Raw genomic sequence first — 19,524 nt, forward strand, 5'->3', positions numbered from 1 at the left:
CTGGCACGGGAGGTGAAGAGAGCGGGGCACCGTGGCCCAACCGGAAATCGTCCCGCCCGCCCCTCGCCGCCCTCCTCCGCAAGACGTTGCGCCGGAGACGCAGGAGGCGACGTCGCCTCCGTCCTCGGAGTCGTGCTCCGCCGCGGCCAGGGCCGCCCGCGACGCCGGCCTGACGGAGCCGCTGCTCCACGCGCTCGAGCTCCTCGGCAAGAGCGCCGGCGTCGAGGTCGAGCGCGGCGCGGCGCGCGAGGCGGTCGACGAGGCCCGGCAGGACACGGCGTTCGTCGGGCCCGAGGCGTGGTTCGACGAGCTCGCGCGCGCAGGCATCAAGGTCGGACTGCGCATCCGGACGGTGCGCCGATCGAGCGCGGAGGCGATAGCGGCCGCGCGAGCGCTGGCGCCAGCGGTGACGCTCGGGGCAGGCGAGGACGGACCCGCGCGCGCGATGGTGCTCGTGGACGGGCGCCCCGGCGCGGTGCGCGTGGCGGCGGCGAGCGGCGGGGACAAACCCACGTGGGCCGGGCCCGAGAAGCTGGCGGCGATCGTGGGCGCGGCGAGCCCGACCGAGCCCGTGACGTGGGCGATCGCCGATCCGCTGGAGCCGCTCGGCGCGCTCGGCGGCGGCGGCGGCGGCAACGGCGCGCCCTCGCCGCTCGGCAGGCTCGTGTCGTTGCTGCGCCTCGAGCGCGACGACATCGGCGTGGCGCTCGTCTACGCGATCGGCGTGGGCGTCGTGTCGCTCGCGGCGCCGATCGGGGTGCAGGCGCTGGTGAACACGGTGGCGTTCGGCGGGCTGCTCCAGCCGCTCGTCGTGCTGACGTTGCTGGTGTTCGTCGGGCTCGCGTTCGCCGGCGTGCTCCGCGCGCTCTGGGCGTGGGTCGTCGAGCGCATCCAGCAGCGGGTCTTCGTGCGCGTCTCGGTGGACCTCGCGTTCCGGCTGCCGCGCGTGCGATCCGACGCGCTCGGCGGCGCCTACGGGCCGGAGCTCGTGAACCGCTTCTTCGACGTGCTCACGGTGCAGAAGGGCGCGGCCACATTGCTCGTCGACGGCGTCTCCATCCTCTTGCAGACGGCCGTGGGCATGCTCGTGCTGGCGTTCTACCACCCGCTCCTGCTCGCGTTCGACGTGGCGCTGGTGATCGCGGTGTCGTTCGTCCTGCTCGGCCTCGGGCGCGGCGCGGTGAAGACGTCGGTCAAGGAGTCGAAGGCGAAGTACGCGGTCGCCGCGTGGCTCGAGGAGATGGCGCGGCACCCGGCCGCGTTCCGCTCGGTGGGCGCCTCGGGCTTCGCGCGCGCGCGCGCCGAGGACCTGCTCCACACGTGGCTCGAGGCGCGCAGGAAGCACTGGAAGGTGCTGTTCCGCCAGATCGCCGGCTCGCTCGTGGTGCAAGCGATCGCCAGCGCGGCGCTGCTCGGCGTCGGCGGCTGGCTCGTCATCCGCGGCAAGCTCACGCTCGGGCAGCTCGTCGCGGCGGAGCTGATCGTGACGACGGTCGTGGCGGGCATCGCGAAGTTCGGCAAGACGCTGGAGAGCTTCTACGACCTGCTCGCGGGCGTGGACAAACTCGGGCAGCTCGTCGATCTGCCGCTCGAGGTGCCCGGCGGGACGTACATCCCGCGGAGCGAGGCGGGCGCGCGCGTGCGGCTCGTCGACGTCGCCTTCGCCTACCCCGGCAAGGAGCCGCTCATCAACGAGTTGAACCTCTCGCTCGCCCCCGGCGCGCGCGTGGCCGTGGTCGGCCCGAGCGGCGCGGGCAAGAGCACGCTCGCGGACATGCTCTACGGCCTGCGCGCCCCCACGCGCGGGCACATCGACGTCGACGGCGCGGACCTGCGCGACGTCGACGTGAGCTCGCTGCGGGAGCACATCGCGCTCGTCCGCGGCGTCGAGATCTTCGACGGCACGGTCGCGGAGAACGTGCGCGTCGGCCGGCACGAGGTGCAGACACGCGACGTGCGCGCGGCGCTCGAAGCCGTGGGGCTCTGGGACGACATCGCGGCCCTGCCCGAGGGGCTCGAGACGCGGCTGCCGACGGGCGGCGGGCTGCTCTCGCACGGTCAGGCGCAGCGCCTCTGCGTGGCCCGCGCCATCGCAGGCCGGCCCCGCCTCGTCGTCCTCGACACGGCGCTCGCCGAGCTCGAGCCGGCGTCGCGCAAGGCGATCCACGCGGCGCTGCTCGACCGCGCGGCCCCGTGGACCGCGCTCGTCCTGACGCACGACCGCGATGTCTTGCGGAGCTGCGACGAGATCCTCGTGCTCGACGCGGGCAGGGTGCGCCCCCTGCGCGCGGGTGATCTGCCCTGAAGGCGCACGTCCGAGGGAGCGACAAGCCGATGCCTTCCAGACTGAACCCACACCGAACGATGGTCCTCGAAGGGGAGCGCGACGTGATGCGCCTCGTCCGCGCGCCGCGGCTGACGCGGACGATCGCGCGGATGCTGATCACGCTGTTCGTGCTGGTGGCGCTCTCGCTCGTGGTGGTGCCCTGGCAGCAGAACTCGCCGGCGCACGGGCGGGTGATCGCCTTCGCCCCGCTCGATCGCCAGCAGACGATCGAGGCGCCCGTCGAGGGCCGCGTCGTGCGCTGGCACGTGCAGGAGGGCGACCGCGTCGCGGAGGGCGCGGCGATCGCCGACATCGCCGACAACGATCCGGAGCTCGTCTCGCGCCTCGAGCGCGAGAAGGACGCCGTCGACGCGCGGATCGAGGCGGCCCGCGCGCGCGTCTCCGCCGTGGGAGATCGTATCCGGTCGCTCGAGTCTTCCCGCGACAGCGCGCTCGACGCGGCCTCGTCGCGCGTGAAGATGGCGAGGGACCGCGTGCGCGCCGCAGAACAAGCGGTCGTCGCGGCGAAGGCGGCGCACAAGACGGCCGAGCTCAACCTGGCGAGGCAGCGCTCGCTCTTCGACGAGGGCCTGTCGTCCAAGCGGCAGGTCGAGCTCGCGGAGCTCGACGAGGCGCGCACGCGCACCGACATGGATCGGGCAGGCGCCGCGGTCTCGGCCGCTCGCTCCGAGGAGACCGCGCTCGGCGCAGACCTCGCGAAGATCCGCAACGACGCGAGCGCCTCCATCAACGACGCGACGGCTTCCCGCGCGTCCGCCGAGTCCGAGATCGCGTCGGCGACCGCGGAGCTGGCGCGCATGGAGGTGCGGCTCGCCCGGCAGCTCACCCAGAGCGTCAAGGCGCCACGCGCGGGCACGGTGCTGCGCGTCGTCGCCAAGCAGGGCGGCGAGATGATCAAGTCGGGCGAGGTCCTCGCGGTGCTCGTGCCCGACACCGACGAGGCGGCGGTCGAGCTCTGGGTCGACGGCAACGACGTCAACCTCGTCACCCCGGGCCGCGACGTGCGCCTCCAGTTCGAGGGTTGGCCCGCGATCCAGTTCTCCGGCTGGCCCTCGGCGGCCGTCGGCACCTACGGCGGCAAGGTCGCGTTCGTCGACGCCACGGACGACGGCGCCGGCAAGTTCCGCGTGGTCGTCACGCCGGACGGCGTCGAGCCCTGGCCCGCGAGGCAATACCTGCGGCAAGGCACGCGCGCGAACGGCTGGGTCCTGCTCGACCGCGTCTCGCTCGGCTACGAGCTCTGGCGCCAGTTCAACGGCTTCCCGCCGCAGTGGCCCGCGCTGCCGGACGACGGCTCGAAGGACGGCAAGGACAAGGGCGACCAGAAGGGAGGTGGCAAGTGACGGTTCCCGGACGAACCCTCGCCCGCGGGCTCGCCATCATGCTCGGGCTCGCGTGGACGGCGGTCGCGAACGGACAAACTCCCTCGGGGGCGACGGACGTGACCACCTCGCTCCCCACGCCGCCGGGGCCCGCGACGACGGCCTCGACGAGCGCCGGAGAGCTCGGGCTCGACGAGCTCGTCCGCACGGTCGAGCAGCGCTTCCCGCTCATCCTCGCGGCCCAGCAGGATCGCGCCGTGGCCGAGGCCGAGAAGCTCTCGGCGTCCGGCGGGTTCGATCCATCGTGGCGCACGAGCGCGGCCGTGATCCCCATCGGCGGCTATCCCTCGCAGCGGCTCGACACCTTCGTCGAGCAGCCGCTGCCGTGGTGGGGATCGAGCGTCTTCGCCGGCTACCGCCTCGGCCTCGGCGCGTACCCCGTCTACGACGGCAAGCTCGCCACGAACCAGTACGGCGAGGTCCGCGCCGGCGCGCGGCTCAACCTCTGGCGCGACGGCCCGATCGACCGCCGCCGCGCGAGCATCCGGCGCGCCGAGCTCGGCGTCGACGCGGCCACGCAGGGCGCCGATCAGCAGCGCATCGACGCCACGCGTGTCGCCTCGTTCCGCTACTGGGACTGGGTCGCCGCGGGCCGGAGGCTCGCCGTCGCGCGTTCCTGGCTCGACCTCGCGATCGTGCGCGACGGCGCGCTCGCGCGGCGCGTGGAGACGGGGGACGTGCCTGCGATCGAGCGGCAGGAGAACCAGCGCGCGATCCTCCAGCGCAGGGCGCAGCTCGTCTCCGCGCAGCGCGCGCTCGAACAGTCGGCGATCGAGCTCTCGCTCTTCCTGCGCGCCGCCGATGGTTCGTCCATCCTGCCCGAGCCCTCGCGTTTGCCCTCGTCGATGCCCGAGCCCACGCCGCTCGACGTCGCGCGTATCCGAGCGGACGAGCGGGCTGCGCTGGAGCGGAGGCCCGAGCTCAAGCGCCTCGACGCGCAGAAGGAGCAAGCCGAGGTCGAGCGCCGCTGGGCCGAGAACCAGCGGCGCCCTGCGATCGACCTCGTCGTCGTCGGCTCGCAGGACCTCGGCCCGGGGGATCCGAAACAAGCGAAGCCCGTGCTCGAGGCGGCCGTCGTCGTCGACATCCCGCTGCTCAACCGCGCCGCCACCGGGCGCGAGCAGGCCGCGTCGGCGCAGGTCTCGCGCATCGAGGCCCAGGCGCGGCTGCAGCGTGATCGCGTGGTCGCCGACGTCCGCGACGCGGCCTCTGCGCTCGTGGCGGCCGAGCAGCGCGCCGCGGCGGCGCGCGCCGAGGTCGACGTCGCGCGCAGGCTCGCCGACCAGGAGCTCAAGCGCTTCGAGCTCGGCGAAGGCACGCTCCTGCTCGTGAACTTGCGCGAGCAGGCCGCGCTCGAAGCGGCGCTCCGCCAGATCGACGCCGTGGCCGACTGGCAGAAGGCCCTCGCCGCCTACCGCGCCGCGACCGCGGGCGCCCCGAGCGCCGTTCGTTGACCTCGCTCCCCCGCGAGTCACGTGATCCACGCCACGTAAGCCGGGTCAAAAGTATCGATCATGCTCCCGTCGAGGGGGCCTCGTCACGCGGTTCCAGCCGCGTGGAGGGGCCTCCGGCGGGGGCTCGACACGTTCGGGCAAATTTTTGGCGGAACACACGCCGGTCTGCATGTAGACTCCGCCTCCTCAACATGCCGACCGCTCGCCGTCGTCTCGAAAGCAAAGACATTCCCCAAGCAGACAGCCTCGAAAACGTCCGCCGCATCATCGATGCCGTCGCCGATGGCTCGAAAACGAAGGCCGACGTCTCCGACCGCACCGGGATCAACCCCCGCCACGTCCTCTACGGGCTCCACACCGCTCGGGTGCTCGGGTTCCTGGTGGAGGAAGAGGGCGGCGGGTTCGGCGTCACCGAGGTCGGCAAGGCGCTGCGTAATGCCGCGGCCGGGAGCGGCGAGGAGCGCGAGGAGTTCCGCAAGTCCATCCAGGACAGCGAAATCATCGGCGCGATCGCCCCCGGGATCCTCTCCGACAAACCGCCCGCGCAGGACGCGATCACGAAGCAGATCGTGAAGCTCAGCGGGCTGTCGGATTCGACGGCGGGCCGCCGCGCGCAGACGTTGATCTCGTGGCGCACCCAGATCATGTCGCAGCTCGGGACGGGCGTCGTGCCGAGCGCGCAGGACGAGGCCGCCGAAGTCGAAGAAGAAGAAGAGCAGGCCCAGTCCTGATCGGACCCTCACGCGCCCACCTCCACATGCGGGGTGGGCGCGTTTGTCCTCCATGGTCCGACGACACGCGCTCCGGTCGCCGTCCCGTCGACGAATTGGGTGATACCCATTTCGAGGGAGCAACGTCAGTGACGTGACAGGCATTGCGATGGTGATCGCCTCGCCTGGTCCGCGTGGCCATGCTATCCTGACATTCACTTCACTCTGGAGCTTTCCGCAATGTGGTCGCGGAGGGTCCCCCGAGGGGAAACGACCGCATGATCGCCATGGAACGGGCGAATCGAGGGCGCGCAGAGGCGCGCATCGGCACGCTTTTGAAAGGGAAATGGCGGCTCGATATGCTGCTCGGCGTGGGCGGCATGGCGGCCGTCTACGGGGCCACGCATCGCAACAAGAACCGCGCGGCCGTCAAGGTGCTGCACCCGGACCTCGCCGCCGAGCCCGCGATCAAGGCCCGGTTCCACCACGAGGGCTACGCCGCCAACGCCGTCGGCCACCCCGGCGTCGTGCGCATCCTCGACGACGACGAGACCGACGACGGGCTCGCCTTCCTCGTCATGGAGCTGCTCGAAGGCGAGACCTACGACCGCATCGCCCAGCGCTGCGGCGGCAGGCTGCCCACGCCCGAGGTGCTCACGCTCGCGCACGCCGTGCTCGACGTGCTCGTCGCCGCCCACGAGAAGCGCATCCTCCACCGCGACCTCAAGCCCGAGAACATCTTCCTCACGCAGAGCGGCACCATCAAGGTCCTCGATTTCGGCCTCGCCCGCGTGCTCGAGGCGGCCGTCCAGCAAGGCCGCATCGCCACGAGCTTCGGCACGACCATGGGCACGCCCGGCTTCATGCCCCCCGAGCAGGCGCGCGGCGACTGGGCCGAGGTCGACGCGACGAGCGACCTCTGGGCCGTCGGCGCGACCCTCTACACGCTCCTCTCGGGCCACCTCGTGCACGAGGCGCAAAACATCACCGGCAGCCTGATCCTCGCCGCCACCAAGCCCGTCGGCTCGCTCGCGCTCGTCGCGCCCGGCCTGCCGAAGGCCGTGGTCGACATCGTCGACCGCGCCCTCCAGTTCGAGAAGGCGAACCGCTTCCCCGACGCCGCCTCGATGCGCGCCGCCGTCGTCGACGCGATGCAGCCGACGACCCGCATCTCGCCCGGCATCCACGTCGAAGGCCCCCGCGCGCAGGCCAAGGCGCACGCGGAGCCGAAGCTCGGCACGAGCTCCGAGCCGGCCACCCTCGCCATGGGCGTCGCCAAGCGCATGCAGCCGGACACGATGCCCACGCCGACCACCTCGCCGCCGCTCGCGCCCCACGCCGTCGCGGCGTACGCGTCGTCCGGCACGCCCCCGCAGCTCCTGCCCTCGCGCGGCGGCGGCCCCCTCTCGCCCGCCGCGAGCCCGCACGGCGCGTCGCGCCCCACGCCGCAACAGCTCGACCGGCCCGAGATCGTCTCGCCCATCGAGATCGCGAAGGACACGTTCTGGGTCGGCAAGCGTGATCCGAAGAGCATCTTCCACGCGAACCCGTACCTGCGCATCTTCCGCCCCAAGCCCGGCTTCGAGCAGGCGGGTCCGTTCCACATGCTCGTCGACCCCGGATCGAGCTCGGACTTCGCCGTCGTCTCGGCCAAGATCGGCACGCTCATCGGCGGGATGAACAAGCTCTCGGCGCTGTACATCAACCACCAGGACCCGGACGTCGGCTCGAGCGCCGCCGTGATCTCGGCCCGCTACGCGCCCGGCGCCTCGATCGTCTGCTCGGAGTCGACCTGGCGCCTCATCGTGCACTTCAACCTGCCGCCCGAGCGATACATCGACACGGCCCGCTTCCCGCGCGGCTTCGACGTGCCCACGGGCCACACGATGCTGCCCGTCCCGAGCCCCTTCTGCCACTTCCGCGGCGCCGTGATGCTCTACGACCCGGAGACACGCGTGCTCTTCACGGGCGACCTCTTCGGCGGCCTCACGCCAATCGAGGCGCGCGGGCTCTGGGCCGACGAGAGCGACTGGCCCGGCATCCGCGCCTTCCACCAGACGTACATGCCGACGAACCGCGTGCTCGTCCGCGCGATGGACGCCATCCGCGCCCTCGATCCGCCGGTCGAGATCATCGCCCCGCAGCACGGCCGCCTCCTGCGCGGCGCCCTGCTCCACCGCTACATCGAGCGGATCGCGCGCCTGCCCGTGGGCCTCGACATCCTCGACGACGTCACCGACGAGGAGACACTCACGGCCTGGAACAGCGTGCTCCGCCGCGTCGTCCGCACGGCCCGCATGGTCCTCGGCCGCGAGGCCGACGATCTGCTCCAGCAGCACGAGGACCTGCGCGACACGCTCCAGATGAGCGGCGACGACGTGCGCCTCGCCTCCCTCGGCCGCTGGACGCTCGGCGCCGTGGTCGAGGCCCTCACGGTCGGACAAACCCCGACCATCGCCAACCCGATCAAGCTCGAGGCGGTCCTCGCCTGCGAGGAGCTCGAGCTGCCCTCGCCCGACATCCGGATCGAGGACGCCGAGTCGTCCGATCAGATCGGCGGCTGACGTTCACACGTCCGCGGGCGGCAGCGCCGGCACCGAGGGCCGCGCGCTCGAGCGCGGCGCGTGCGCGTCGACGCCCTCCGGGTGGAAACAAGCCACGCGGTGGTGGCTGCCGGGCACGAGCTCCGTGAGCTCCGGCGCCTCGACGTCGCAGCGCCCCGGCTCCGACTTCGGGCAACGGGACTGGAACACGCAGCCGCGCGGCGGTTCGAGCGGGCGCGGCGGCTCGCCATGGAGCACGCGCCTCGGCCGCGGATCACCGTCCTCGCGCGGCAGCGCCCCGAAGAGCGCGCGCGTGTACGGATGGAGCCTCCGCTCCGACACCTCGCGCGCCGGGCCCATCTCCACGATGCGGCCGAGGTACATCACCGCGATGCGGTGGCTCATGTAGCCCACCACGCGCAGGTCGTGCGAGATGAACAGGTAGCTCACCGAGAGCTCGTCCTGCAGCCGCTCGAGCAGGTTGAGGATCTGCGCCTGCACCGACACGTCGAGCGCGCTCGTCGGTTCGTCGCAGACCACGAAGTCGGGCCGCACCGCGAGCGCCCGCGCGATGGCGATCCGCTGCCGCTGCCCGCCCGAGAATTCGCTCGGGTACCGATCGAGCGACGCGGGCCCGAGCCCCACCTTCGTGACCATCTCGAGGACGGTCTCGTCCGCCTCGCGCGTGGTCTTCGCGAGCCGGAGCGCCGCGATCCCTTCGCCGACGATCTCGCGCACCGTCAAGCGCGGGTTCAAGGACGAGTACGGGTCCTGAAAGACGATCTGCATGCGCCGGCGCAGCGGTCGGAGCGCGCGCTCGGAGAGGCGCGTGATGTCCTGCCCGTCGAAGACGATGCGCCCGAGCGTGGGCTCGACGAGGCGCAGCACCGTGCGCCCGAGCGTGCTCTTGCCGCAACCCGACTCGCCCACGAGCCCCAGCGTCTCGCCGGGCCGGATGTAGAAGCTCACGCCGTCGACCGCGTGCAGGAACTTCGTCGCCTTGAAGAGGCCCTGCCGGACCGGGAACAAGGTCGAGAGCTTCTCGACCTGGAGCAGCGGCTTGGTCGAGCGCGGTTTGTCCGGTCCGCTCACGCCGCGCCTCCTCCCGGCTCTGCCGCCCGCTCGTGCAGGAAACACCGGACCGACGCGGGCGGGCGCGAGGAGACGAAGAGCGGCGGCGCCTCCTCGCGGCACCGATCCATCACGTCCGGGCAACGCGGCGCGAAGCGGCATCCGCGGGGAGCGCTCCCCGGATCCGGCAGTGATCCTTCGATCGTCGGCAGGGCCTTGCGCTTCTCGCCGCGCTTCCGGAACGAGCCCGCGGGCGGCACGCTACGCACGAGGGCCTGCGTGTACGGGTGCCGCGGCGACGCGAGCACCCGCGAAGGTGGCCCCGTCTCGACCACCTGCCCCGCGTAAAGCACCACGATCTCGTGCGCGATCTCCGCGACGAACGGCAGATCGTGGGTGATCACGAGCAAGCTCATCCCGAGCTCGCGCGCCTGGTCGGCGAGCAGGGCCATGATCTGCGCGCGTAGCGCCATGTCGAGCGCGCTCGTGGGTTCGTCCGCGACGAGCAGCCGCGGCGGCGCGGCGAGCGCCATCGCCAGGAGCACCCGCTGCCGCATGCCCCCGCTGAGCTCGTGCGGGTAGCTGTCGAAGCGCTCGGCGGGGTGGGACAAACCCACCTTGCGCAGGAGCTCGATCGCGCGGGTCTTCGCCTCCTTGAGGGACATGCGCTCCTGCAGGCGGATCGCCTCCATGACCTGCGCGCCCACCGAGTAGACGGGCGTGAGCGCCGTCAGCGGCTCCTGGAACACCATGCCGATCTTGCCGCCGCGCACCCGCTGCATCGCGCGCTCCGGGAGCCGGAGCAGGTCTTCGCCCTGGAAGACGATCGCGCCGCGATCGATCTGCGCGCTCGGCGCGGGCAAGAGGCGCAGGATCGACAGCGCCGTCGCCGTCTTGCCGCAGCCCGACTCGCCCACGAGCCCGACGGTCTTGCCTTGCGGGACGTCGAACGAGACGCCGTCGAGCGCCTGCACGCGGGTTCCCTCGGCGGTCGCGAACGAGACGGCGAGGTCGCGGACCGAGAGGAGCGGCTCGCCGGTCGTCACCGGACGTAGACCTCGAGGCGCGGGCCCCGCTTCTCCACGACGCCGAGCGAGATCGTGACCCCGCGCGGATCCGCGTCGTCCGCGAGCACCGCGAGGCCGTGCTCCTCGCCCGTCCTCTGCGCCCAGCGCTTCACCACGTGTGTCACGTCGAACCGGATCGGGCTCGGGGACGTCACGAAGACCGTGCCCGCCTTCTCGGCCACGTCGAGCCGCGGGCTCCGGCCCCACGAGACGAAATCGTCGCGCCAGGGCTCGAGGATCCGCGCGATCGAGAGGGGCACGGGCTCGGTGGGTGGCTCGGACGACGTCGCCGTCTCCAGCACGAGGAACGCCGACGCGACCTCCCCCGCGTGGGCGACGGGCACCTCGAAGCGGAGCAGGAGCGACGTCTCCCCGGCCGCGCGGCTCCCGAGCGAGACCACCTCCGGCAGCGCCTCCCCGCCGCCGCTCGGCCCCTTCGACGAGACGACCGCGACCGCGTCCGGGAAGAGCAGGAGGCGGCGCGCGTCCATCGCGGCGAAGGACGTGTCCTTTTTCGGCCGACAGCGGCCGACCACGCAGATGTCACCCGCGGCGGCGCAGGGCACGTCCGCGGCGCAGAGCGGCGGGCCGGGTGGCGTCTGCACGCAGCCGAGCGGCAAAAGGGCGAGCAGCACGGCGAAGGGCGGGCGAGCGATCCACACGACGGCCCCGGGACCCTAGCAAAAGTGCCGTCCCGCTCCCACCACGGAAAAGGTTCGTCACCCCTCCGGCGAAGGGAGCGGCGCCGGCGGCGGCGACCACCGGGTGATTCGGTAAATCTTGTCCCCGTCGGGAGGACAATCGCCGCGGCCGTCGCAATTGCTCGTGGTCACGTAGAGCGCCCCGTCGGGCCCCGTCACCACGTCCCGCAGCCGCCCGAGCCCCGTCGGCCCGTTGCCCTGGAAATACACCTCGTGGTGCTCGACCCGCCGCGGATCGTCCCGCGCGAAGCTCACGCGGTGCAGGTGCTGCGAGCCGAGCGTCGCCACGATCAGGCTCCCTTTCCACTCGCGAATGGCGTCCCCCTCGTAAAGCACGGCCCCGCCCGGCGGCGTCGCCTGCTCGAAGACCAACGACGGCGCCGTCACCCCGAGCGCCACCTCGCAGCCGTAATACGTGGGCCAGCCGAGATCGTCGCCCGCCTTCGCCCGCGTGATCTCGTCGTGCCCCTCCCGGCCCATCTCCCCGCTCGGCCCGTGATCCGCGACGAGCACCTCCCCGCTCGGCGCGAACGCGAAGGCCTGCACGTTCCGCGCGCCGCTCAGGTACACGAGGCTCCGGCGCGTGGGGTTGTCCGCGGGGATCTCCCCGTCCCGCGTCATTCGCAAGAGCTTGCCGGCGAGGCTCTTCGGATCCCGCGCGAGCTCCGGGTGCTGCGCGTCCCCCGTCCCCACGTAAAGCATACCGTCCGGCCCGAAGCGGAGCCGTCCGCCATTGTGGAATCGACCCGCCGGGATCCCCGCGAGCAGCACCTTGTCACGCGTCGCGCTCGCGAGGTCCTCCGCGAGCCGATATCGCTCGATCTGATTCTCGGGCCCGTCCGGCCCGCGCATCGTGGCGTATGTATAAAAATAACGATTCTTGGAGAACTCGGGATCCACGACAATGCCGAGCAACCCGCCCTCCCCCTCCTCGACCGCGGGCAGGACGAGCAGGGGAGGCGTCAACGCGCCCTGGCGCAGCAGGCGGACGCGGCCCGGCCGCTCGGTCACGAGCAGGTCCCCGCTGGGCAAAAAGGCGAGCCCCCACGGCACTTCGAGCCCGTCCGCGACGGTCTCGGCCTTCAGAGCGGCGCCGCCGGGCGGGCGCGGGCTCGACGCCGGCACGAATGTGCATCGTGTGTCCACGCGTGGCGTATTGTTCGCCGAGCAGCCGGCCCCGAGCGCGCCGAGGGCCCCCCCGAGCAGCACCCCGGCGAGGCCGTACCAGGTCCTGGGAGAGGGTCCTCGAGGGCACACGCGCGGCATCGGGAGGGGCGCCTGCAAGCGGTAGGCCGCGTGCGCGCGTTCCGCCAGGTATCAGGCAAGGCCCTGGAACGAGGTTGCCATTCGAAGCGCTCGGGGCAGCGGAGCGCGGCCGAGCCGAGCGCGCGTGTGCGCCGGCGCCCTGCGCGGCGGGAGTGTTCGAGGGTTCGTCCTGTCGTCACCACGCGGCCGGCGCAGCCTTCGGGCGCGCCCTGCGCAGATACGGCAAACCGCGGAGTGCTTGTGATGTATCCTGGCCGGGGAACGTCACGATGCAGGATACAGCCGAGACGATCAAGGCGGTGTTTCGCGACCGGTACGAGCTCCTCGATCAGCTCGGGGAGGGCGGGTTTGGCACGGTGTACAAGGCGCGGCAGCTCGCGACCGGGCAATCCGTGGCCATCAAGGTGCTGCGCCTGCCGGAGACCGACGGCTCGCAGGCGCAGGCGAAGCGGATCGCTCGTTTCCAGCGCGAGATGCAGATCTGCGCGCAGATGCACCACCCCAACATCGTCCGCCTCATGGACTCGGGGCAAGCCGCCGATGGCATCGTTTACTCCGTCTTCGCCTTCGTACCCGGGAAGAACCTCGCGGAGGTGATCGCCGAGGAGGGCCGCCTCGATCCGTTCGAGGTCCGGCACTTCATGACGCAGATCCTCGACGCGCTCGCGTGCTCGCACGCCCAGGGCGTGGTCCACCGCGACCTCAAGCCCGCCAACATCATGATCATCCCCACCGGCGCGCGAAGGAACGCGGTCGTGCTCGATTTCGGCATCGGCGCGCTCACGCAGGAGGCGCGGCGCGAGGACAAAGAGCGCCTGACGGTGAGCAACGAGTCGATCGGCACGCCCTCCTACGCGGCGCCGGAGCAGCTCCTCGGCCAGCCCCCGACGCCGCAGTCCGACCTCTACGCCTGGGGCCTGGTCTTCCTCGAGTGCCTCACGGGCAAGCGCGTCGTCGACGGCGCGACCCTCGCCGAGGTCGTGTTCAAGCAGCTCTCTCCCGATCCCATCCCGATCCCCGACTACATCGCCGATCACCGGCTCGGGAGGATCCTCCGGCGCGTGACCTCGAAGAACCCCGAGGCGCGCGACGCCGCGGCCCAGCCGCTCATGCGCGAGCTCGAGGCGTGCGACATGAGCGGGCTGCGCCAGCGGACCGGGCCCGTGCAGATCACGCCGGCGGCCCCGGACGCGGCGACGGCGACGATCAACATGCCAAACGCCGCGTACCGACCCAGCCCCCCGTCACAGCGGCTCGTCGAGGGCGAGCGCCGGCAGATCACCGCGTTGTGCTGCAGCCTCAGCGCGGCGGGCGTGGGGCCGAGGGCGGCCGACGTGGAGGAGCTCGATCAGATCCTCGGCGTGCACCAGGAGGCGTGCACGGAGATCGCCCGCCGCTTCGAGGGCCACGTAGCGGGCGCGCTGGGCGACGCGGTGCTCTTCTACTTCGGCTACCCCGCGGCCCGCGAGGACGACGCCCGGCGCGCGGCGCGCGCGGCCCTCGCGATGGCCGCGGAGATCCGCCGGCGCAGCCCCGCGCTGCTCGCCGAGCGCAAGGCGCGCGTCGACCTGCGCATCGGCATCCATACGGGCCTCGTGGTCGCGCGCGAGCTGCGTGATCCCACCCCCACCACCGGCCTCGGCTACGTGATGGGCACGACGCCCAAGCTCGCCACGCGCCTCTCCGGCCTCGCGAAGGCCGGGACCATCCTCCTCAGCGGCAGCACGCAGCGCCTTCTCCGCAAGCAGTTCCTCCTCGAGGAGTACGGCGTACGCGCCGTCGACGACAGCACCGCGCCGGTGGAGACCTTCGTGCTGCGCGAGGGCGATCCGTCGTCGGGCGTGCGCGACATGCCGCTCGTCGGCCGCGAGCGCGAGCTCGCGACGCTGCTCGATCTCTTCACGCGGACCCGCGGCGGCGCCGGGCAAGCGGCGCTCGTGAGCGGCGAGCCGGGCATCGGCAAATCGCGCCTCGCCCGCGAGCTCGACGAGCGGCTCGGCAGCGAGGCGCGCACCTGGCTCGAGTGCCGCTGCACGCCGGACAGCGTGAACAGCGCCTTTTACCCCATCGTCGACCTGCTCGATCGCCTGCTCGATCCGCAGCGCGAGGGCGGGTCGGAGGTCCGGCTCGGCAAGCTCGAGGCGCTGCTCTCGTTGCACGGCTTCGACCTCTCCGAGGTGATGCCGCTCTTCGCGCCGCTCCTGTCGATGTCGCTGCCGAGCAAGTGGGCGCCGCTCGACGTCTCGCCGCAGAAGCAGCGCGAGCTGACGCGCAACGCGGTGCTCTCGTTGCTCTTCGAGATGAGCGAGAAGGAGCCCGTCGTCCTCGCGATCGAGGACCTGCACTGGGCCGATCCGAGCACGGTCGAGCTGCTCGGCCAGCTCGTCGCCGAGGTGGGCTCCGCGCGCGTGCTCGCGCTCTTCACGGCGCGGCCCGAGTTCACGCCGCCGTGGCCCTCGAACGCCGCGCTCCAGATCCAGCTCGGCCGCCTGGGCAAGCCGGAGATCGAGCAGATGGCGGCGAAGGTGACGGGCGGCCGCGGGTTGCCCGCGGAGGTGCTCGAGCAGATCACGAACCGCACCGACGGCGTGCCGCTCTTCGTGGAGGAGCTCATCCTGGCGATGATCGAGGCCGGCACGCTGGTCGAGCGCGAAGACCGTTACGTGCTCGCGCGACCGCTCTCCGAGCACTCCATCCCGAGCACGCTACGCGACTCGCTGATGGCGCGCCTCGATCGGATCGGCGGCGCCAAGGAGACGGCGCAGGTCGCCGCCGCGATCGGCCGGGAGTTCACGTTCGAGCTCTTGCGCGAGGTGAGCGCGCTCGACCCGGCGGAGGTGCAGGAGCACCTGGACAAACTCGTCGCGGCGGAGCTCGCTTACCGCAAGCGGAGGCTCAAGAACCCGGCGTACCTGTTCAAGCACGCGCTCGTGCGCGACGCGGCGTACGACTCGATGCTGAAGCGATCGCGGCAGGGGGTGCACGCGCGGATCACGAAGGCGCTCGAGGAGAAGTTCCCCAGCGTGGTGAACGACCGGCCGGATCTGCTGGCACATCACCACGCGGCGGCGGAGCAGAAGCGGGAGGCGATCGGGTATGCGCAGAAGGCGACCATGAGCGCGCTTCAGCGCTCGTCGTTCGCAGAAGCCACGAGCCAGGCTCGGGATGCGCTTTCATGGGTGGACGCCATTGAAGCACCGGAAGAGCGTGCCCAGACCGAGCTGGGCTTGAACGGCATGCTCACCATGGGGCTGATGGCTCGCCAGGGTTATGCGTCGCCCGAGGTCGCGACGACGCTCGCGCGCTCCCAGGAATTGCTTGATACCCTGGGCGACGGCCCCCACTCGATGCCGACCTTGTGGGCGCTTTTCATGTACCACCACCTGCGCGGCTATCGCTTGAAGGCGCGCGCGCTCGCGGAGCGTATGCTCACCTTCGCCGAGCGCACACAGGATGTCGGTCACGAGCTGGCCACGCTTTGCCTGCTCGCCCAGGCGCTGCTCACCGAGGGCAAGTTCGAGGAGGGGCGGCGGCAGATCGACCGCGCGCTGCCGCTCTATGAGCCCGCCGCGCACCGCGGACATGCATTCATGTTCGGCCTCGACTCCCGCGTGTACGCCCACATGACACAGGCCAACCTGCTCTGGTTCCTCGGATACCCCGAACAAGCCATACGCCACGGCCAGGCCGCGGTGGATTGGGGCCGCGAGGTGAAGCACAACGAGAGCTACCTGGCCGCCCTCTTCTACCTGGCAGCCATTCATTTCTGGCAGCTCGAGCGCGACAGGGCGATGGAGCTGACGGAGACCGTCCTGGAAATATCCGAACGGTATGGCCTCGGTATGCTTCAGAGCTATGGAAACATCTTCCGGAGCTGGGTCAAGCGCGACGCCGAAGCTGCCGGGCGCCTCGTCGCCAATCTCCGCGCGGCGGGACAGGAGTGCGGAATGTCGGCATGGAGCGCCCTCTGCGCGGAGCTCGAGATCGAGGTCGGCCAGTGCGATGCCGCGCTCGCGCGGCTGGAAGCCACGCTGCGGCAAGGCGAGGAGAGCTCGGAGCTCTACTACAAGGCCGAGCTACTGCGCCTCAAGGGTGCGTGCTTGCTCGCGCGAGACGCGAGCGCGGAGCGCGCCGCCGAGGATTGCTTCCGGCAGGCCATCGCGGTCGCTCAGCTGCAAAGCGCGAGGATGCTCGAGCTGAAGGCCAGCACCGCGCTGGCAAGGCTGCTCCGCCAGCGCGGCGACATCGACGCGGCAAAAGAGGCCATTCGCCCTATCTACGCGTGGTTCTCCGAGGGGCACGACACGCCGCTGCTCCGTGAGGCGCGCGAATTGCTGGATTAGCTGCCCATGGCGCCGGCAGACGCCGGCGCTGGACGGCTGCGCCTCAGGCCCTGCTCGCGAGGAAGGCGTCTGCGGGCCTCTCGGGCATCGGATCCGGGTTCGGATCGGGATCATCACCGGGATCCCAGACGAACGCGCCCCTCACCGGCGGCGTCGCCGCGTGGCTCTCCCCCTGGAGGCGGCGCTCGATGAGCGCCTGCTCGGCGGGCGAAAGCCCGGCCTCCGCCATGACCTTCGCCGGATCCCGCAGCAGCGCCTCGAATTTGAAGGGATCGACGCTCAGCTGCGTGAGCAAGTCGAAGAGATGCGCCGACCTGGCTTCTCCCATTTCATTCATTTCTTCACCTCTTTCCCCGACGTGTCCTCTACGCAGTCCTTGCCCGAGATGAGCGCGTGGTAGACCGGTGACATTTCATCACCCGCCGCGTCCTTGTTCTTCAATGCTTGCCAGACCGGATCGTTGTGGGCAATGAATAGCGTCTCCATGTTCTGCTTCCCGAGCAGCAGTCGAAGCATATCCGCGGCCTGCTTCGGCTCGCCCCTCGCGTAGTAGAGGCCGGAGATCATGAGGACGTTGATGTTGAGCAGGGTCCAGAGCCGATCGAGCGCAAGATCGCTGGCGCCCTTCGCGTTCGCGCTCCCCGTTCGGTGGAGGCTCTGCGCGATGAAATAGAGCACGAGGATGTCCTCGGGGTCGACCTGACGCGTCAGCCACCCCTGGACCAAGGCCTCCTTGTATTGGCCTCCATAATACAGGAGCTCGGCCATTGCCCTGTGCTGGTGCAGATCGTGGTTCACGTTGCGCTGCATGGCCAGCCCCATCAGCGCTTGCGCCTTCGTGAAATCCTCATTGGTCGCGTGCAGGAGGGCGTGGAAAGCGATGGCCCAGGCGTACGCGCCGTTCAGCTCGGCGGCCTTCTCGAAGCACCTGGACCCCTCGCTGAAGTGACGCCCTGCATCGCCGCTCATGCCGGGCATCCTCTTGTAGATGAAGCTCGCGACCGCGTGCATTGCCCCCTTGTGTGCATAAGCCCAGGCGTAACCGCTGGACTGCTTGATCGCCTCGGCGAAGGACGCGAGCGACCTGTCGATCTCTTGCTCGATCCTCGGCAGGTTCTCCTCGATCCACGGAAGGCTATCGCGCACGTAGACGCGGTGCGCCTCTCCCTTCTGTGCGAAAGCCCAGGGGTAGCGTCCCCTGCGCATCTCGATCGCCAGGTCGAGATCGGCGATGGCGCCTCGATGATCGCCGAGCGCCGCCCTCGCGGCTCCGCGATGCGCGAGGCTCCAGGAATCGTTCGCGTTGTGCGCGAGCCACGCCGTGAAGCAATCGATCGCGTCTGCATAAAGGCCGCTCGTACGGAGCATCTCGGCCTGCTGCGGTGAGCCCTTCCTCTTGTCAATCTCGTCGTTCACAGGGAATGCCTCCTTGTTCTATATGATGAAGATCAGGCGCGGGAAAGGTGCTTCCGGTCAGGCTCGTCCGTCAGCGCGGCCATGCCCAGCCGCGCGATCATCCGTGCGTCGAGCGGAGCTCGCTCGAGGGGCGGCACGTGGAGCGTCGAGAGCTCCGACACGGACGTCTCTTCGAGTCGACCGAGCGTGATCCGCTCGATCCTGGGCGGATCGACGGGGTGAACGGACGCCTCGTAGATCACGGCCTCATGAGTCGCCGGAAACTGGCTGCACAGCAGCTCGCCGAGAGCGGAGAGTCCACGCCGGATCCGCTCCCTGTCGGAGGGGTCGAATGGACCGAGGTTCCCGATCCCGCCAATCTGACAGAGAATTAGCGACGTGTGGATGTCAAATTGACGCGGGCGCGTCAGAAAGCTCGTCGCTTCGAAGACCTGCCAGCCGTCGTGCCCAGGATCGAGCCCAAGATCGGCGATCAAGCAGTCGAGTGAGGACACACCGGGCAACATGCGCGCAGAGAACCCTTCGCTGCGCGCGCGACGAACGGCCTCGTGCCCGGGAAACGTGAGAAAGCCCGGATGCCCATAGAAGACCGCGCACACTTGTCGTCCCAGCCGTACCTCGCTCAGGATGCGCTCCACCATGTCGCTATAGATCTGCCTGCGAGGACGTCCATCCAGCGGATACGGAAGCTGCTCGGCGCGCGGATTCAGGCTGAGCACCCACTGCGAGGCCCAGGGATCGGCGACGACGAACAGCACTCGCTCGGCCTTTTCGATCGCGTGCCTGGCGGCGATCGTCGTTTGCCCACCCCACTGGATGCCCGTGCCGACCACGAGCAGAGAGCCCTCGTTCCCCATGGGTCGGTAGCCCGCCTCATCCGTTCTGCTGGTCACTGGGTTTGCCCCCCGCAGAGAAGCACAACACCAGCATCCGCGATGTCTGTCAAGGCCATCGTTGGGGGCGGCTGCAGGCCGAAGTGCGTCCGCCGGAGCGCCTCGGCCGTCTCCAGCGCGCCCTCGACCCAACCGTGATTTTGCGAATAGGCTTCGCCGACGACATGGATCGAGATACCCGGCGGCGGGTTGAGCATTCGCTTGCTGATCCCTCCGGATCCGTACCCCGCGAGCCAGACGTGGTACGCACCCCCGAAAGCCGATCCCTCCCAGTGCTTCGCGATGTATGCTCGCCCTGCTGGAATGCGAGGCACGCCGTAGAGATCCATGA

The 19,524-nt window shown here is 70.7% G+C and carries 14 protein-coding genes; 6 read left to right on the plus strand and 8 right to left on the minus strand.

The window, feature by feature from the left end:
* Positions 1-31 precede the first annotated feature (31 nt).
* The 5 genes from GF068_RS46975 (at position 32) to GF068_RS10340 (ending at position 8,457) form a co-directional block, all read left to right on the plus strand.
* Positions 32-2,305 (plus strand): ATP-binding cassette domain-containing protein, encoded by a 2,274-nt coding sequence (locus GF068_RS46975; RefSeq protein ID WP_206079437.1) that lies wholly within the window; start codon positions 32-34, stop codon positions 2,303-2,305.
* A 59-nt stretch (positions 2,306-2,364) separates the two neighbouring features.
* Complete coding sequence (locus GF068_RS10325; RefSeq protein ID WP_240806826.1) at positions 2,365-3,690, plus strand: HlyD family secretion protein; 1,326 nt, start codon at positions 2,365-2,367, stop codon at positions 3,688-3,690.
* Complete coding sequence (locus GF068_RS10330) at positions 3,687-5,183, plus strand: TolC family protein (protein WP_153819209.1); 1,497 nt, start codon at positions 3,687-3,689, stop codon at positions 5,181-5,183. Before GF068_RS10325 ends, GF068_RS10330 begins: the two co-directional genes overlap by 4 nt.
* Before the next feature lie 191 nt (positions 5,184-5,374).
* Entirely contained in the window at positions 5,375-5,914 is a 540-nt protein-coding gene (locus tag GF068_RS10335; protein WP_153819210.1) for a hypothetical protein, read from the plus strand.
* Positions 5,915-6,171: 257 nt separating this feature from the next.
* Positions 6,172-8,457 carry an oxygen-binding di-iron domain-containing protein gene (locus GF068_RS10340; protein ID WP_153819211.1) on the plus strand — a complete coding sequence of 762 codons (2,286 nt, stop codon included), beginning with the start codon at positions 6,172-6,174 and terminating at the stop codon, positions 8,455-8,457.
* A 3-nt stretch (positions 8,458-8,460) separates the two neighbouring features.
* Here GF068_RS10340 and GF068_RS10345 read toward each other — a convergent pair whose 3' ends face one another.
* Genes GF068_RS10345 through GF068_RS10360 form a run of 4 tightly spaced genes read right to left on the minus strand, consistent with a single transcriptional unit; the run spans position 8,461 to position 12,484 of the window.
* The gene (locus GF068_RS10345; RefSeq protein ID WP_338046314.1) at positions 8,461-9,528 is read right to left on the minus strand and encodes an ABC transporter ATP-binding protein; all 1,068 of its coding nucleotides are present in this window, start codon (positions 9,526-9,528) and stop codon (positions 8,461-8,463) included.
* The gene (locus GF068_RS46980; protein WP_338046315.1) at positions 9,525-10,553 is read right to left on the minus strand and encodes an ABC transporter ATP-binding protein; all 1,029 of its coding nucleotides are present in this window, start codon (positions 10,551-10,553) and stop codon (positions 9,525-9,527) included. Before GF068_RS46980 ends, GF068_RS10345 begins: the two co-directional genes overlap by 4 nt.
* On the minus strand, positions 10,550-11,236 hold the full coding sequence (locus tag GF068_RS10355; protein ID WP_153819213.1) for a DNRLRE domain-containing protein: 687 nt from the start codon (positions 11,234-11,236) through the stop codon (positions 10,550-10,552). The genes GF068_RS46980 and GF068_RS10355 overlap by 4 nt, the downstream gene beginning before the upstream one ends.
* Positions 11,237-11,293: 57 nt before the next feature.
* Positions 11,294-12,484 (minus strand): PQQ-dependent sugar dehydrogenase, encoded by a 1,191-nt coding sequence (locus GF068_RS10360; RefSeq protein ID WP_170319404.1) that lies wholly within the window; start codon positions 12,482-12,484, stop codon positions 11,294-11,296.
* 326 nt (positions 12,485-12,810) lie between these two features.
* Between GF068_RS10360 and GF068_RS10365 the strand changes: the two genes are divergently transcribed.
* Positions 12,811-16,884: a TOMM system kinase/cyclase fusion protein gene (locus tag GF068_RS10365; RefSeq protein WP_153819215.1), complete on the plus strand. Its 4,074-nt coding sequence runs from the start codon at positions 12,811-12,813 to the stop codon at positions 16,882-16,884.
* A 43-nt stretch (positions 16,885-16,927) separates the two neighbouring features.
* Here the strand turns inward: GF068_RS10365 and GF068_RS10370 are convergent, their stop codons facing one another.
* Genes GF068_RS10370 through GF068_RS44995 form a run of 4 tightly spaced genes read right to left on the minus strand, consistent with a single transcriptional unit; the run spans position 16,928 to position 19,522 of the window.
* Positions 16,928-17,212 carry a hypothetical protein gene (locus GF068_RS10370; protein ID WP_153819216.1) on the minus strand — a complete coding sequence of 95 codons (285 nt, stop codon included), beginning with the start codon at positions 17,210-17,212 and terminating at the stop codon, positions 16,928-16,930.
* Positions 17,213-17,217: 5 nt separating this feature from the next.
* Positions 17,218-18,300: a tetratricopeptide repeat protein gene (locus GF068_RS10375; protein WP_153819217.1), complete on the minus strand. Its 1,083-nt coding sequence runs from the start codon at positions 18,298-18,300 to the stop codon at positions 17,218-17,220.
* 32 nt (positions 18,301-18,332) lie between these two features.
* Entirely contained in the window at positions 18,333-19,157 is an 825-nt protein-coding gene (locus GF068_RS10380) for an SAM-dependent methyltransferase (protein ID WP_153819218.1), read from the minus strand.
* A gap of 32 nt (positions 19,158-19,189) precedes the next feature.
* Positions 19,190-19,522, minus strand: coding sequence for a hypothetical protein (locus tag GF068_RS44995; protein WP_170319393.1), 333 nt, complete (start codon positions 19,520-19,522; stop codon positions 19,190-19,192).
* Positions 19,523-19,524 lie beyond the last annotated feature (2 nt).

Source organism: Polyangium spumosum, from assembly GCF_009649845.1.
Classification (GTDB): domain Bacteria; phylum Myxococcota_A; class Polyangia; order Polyangiales; family Polyangiaceae; genus Polyangium; species Polyangium spumosum.

What these genes read in the sequence shown, in the direction of transcription:
- GF068_RS10370 (WP_153819216.1), bottom strand. Translation starts at nt 17,212, where the DNA reads ATGGGAGAAGCCAGGTCGGCGCATCTCTTCGACTTGCTCACGCAGCTG.
- GF068_RS10365 (WP_153819215.1), top strand. Translation starts at nt 12,811, where the DNA reads ATGCAGGATACAGCCGAGACGATCAAGGCGGTGTTTCGCGACCGGTAC.
- GF068_RS10340 (WP_153819211.1), top strand. Translation starts at nt 6,172, where the DNA reads ATGATCGCCATGGAACGGGCGAATCGAGGGCGCGCAGAGGCGCGCATC.
- GF068_RS10380 (WP_153819218.1), bottom strand. Translation starts at nt 19,157, where the DNA reads ATGGGGAACGAGGGCTCTCTGCTCGTGGTCGGCACGGGCATCCAGTGG.
- GF068_RS44995 (WP_170319393.1), bottom strand. Translation starts at nt 19,522, where the DNA reads ATGGATCTCTACGGCGTGCCTCGCATTCCAGCAGGGCGAGCATACATC.
- GF068_RS10325 (WP_240806826.1), top strand. Translation starts at nt 2,365, where the DNA reads ATGGTCCTCGAAGGGGAGCGCGACGTGATGCGCCTCGTCCGCGCGCCG.
- GF068_RS10335 (WP_153819210.1), top strand. Translation starts at nt 5,375, where the DNA reads ATGCCGACCGCTCGCCGTCGTCTCGAAAGCAAAGACATTCCCCAAGCA.